This window comes from Agrobacterium sp. 16-172Ci (assembly GCF_053522725.1).
In genome coordinates this window covers 1-1,140 of the sequence record NZ_JBNWBW010000066.1, presented here as the reverse complement: position 1 = coordinate 1,140, position 1,140 = coordinate 1, and the positions used below count along the sequence as shown (strand labels likewise).

Here is a 1,140-nt window from a genome sequence, read left to right as displayed (position 1 = left end):
GGGATGAGCGACTGTCTTTGATGTCAAGCGTTTTGCCATGGTTTGTTGTCTCTGATGATGGCGTTGAGCATTGTCAGAAGCTTTCGCATGGTTGCGACGGTAGCGAGGATTTTCGGCTTTCCGGCTTCCACGAGGCGATCGCGAAAGGCCTTGAGGACTGGATTGTGCCGTGCCGCCACCAGCGCTGCCATGAACAACACCGCCCGGACCTTGCCCCTGCCGCCACCGATGAAGCTTTTGCCCTTCCATTTGCCCGATTGCCGGGTCCAGGGAGCAAGGCCCGCCAGCGAGGCGATTTGACGCCGGTCGAGACTGCCCAGTTCCGGCATCTCGGCAAGAAGCGTGCGCGCCGTTGCAGGCCCCACACCGGGCACGGAGGTCAGCAGCGCCTCACGCACCCGCCACACGGGGGATTTGCGGATGTGATCGTCCATTTCCGCATCGATGCTGTCCACCTCCCGGCGCAGGGCGGCAAGCAGGCGCTGAATGCTTTTGCGGGTCGATTTCTCCAGCGCCATGCGTAACCGGTTCTCTTCGGCCACGATCATCTGCACGATCTGCCGCCTGCGGTCGACAAGTGCCGACAAAAGCTGGGTTTGCTGATCACGCAGAGGCCGGATCTGTGGCTTGGTGGCAGACACGAAAGCGGCAATCACCGCCGCATCGACCGCGTCGGTCTTGGCACGGCGACCGATGGCATTGGCATAGGCGCGCACCTGCGCCGGATTGACCACGATCACCGCAAATCCTGCCGCCGAAAGCCGTGCCACGGCCAGCGTCTCGAAGCCGCCTGTGGCTTCAAGCGCCACGATATCGGCATGCACCTCTTTGAGACGCTCTACCAGATCGTCGATCCCGGCATGGCTGTTCTCGACGAAGAACGCCGTGCCCGATGCTGCGAACGCCACATCCAGACGGTCCTTGGAAACGTCGATGCCAACACTATTATCCATCTTATCCCATCCTTGCCTAATCGGGCTTCGCACACGCAAGCGGCCCCGGCGACTGTTCGGGTTCGATGAAAAAGCGGAGGGAGACCCGGGCTCATCCACGGGATCAATGTCCCCAGGGGGGATCGGTCTTCCATCCGCCACCGCACAAGCGACAATAGCACAGCGCGGCGAAATCAAGTTACAAGGG

General features: G+C 61.4%; 1 protein-coding gene. It reads right to left on the bottom strand.

Annotation, left to right across the window (positions count from 1 at the left end; genetic code table 11):
• Window positions 1-23: 23 nt before the first annotated feature.
• Window positions 24-953: an IS110 family RNA-guided transposase gene (locus ACQZ40_RS25705; protein WP_142846693.1), complete on the bottom strand. Its 930-nt coding sequence runs from the start codon at window positions 951-953 to the stop codon at window positions 24-26.
• Between the last annotated feature and the right edge of the window lie 187 nt (window positions 954-1,140).

Excerpts from the sequence above, each read along its gene's own strand:
- ACQZ40_RS25705 (WP_142846693.1), bottom strand. The coding sequence starts at position 953 with ATGGATAATAGTGTTGGCATCGACGTTTCCAAGGACCGTCTGGATGTG.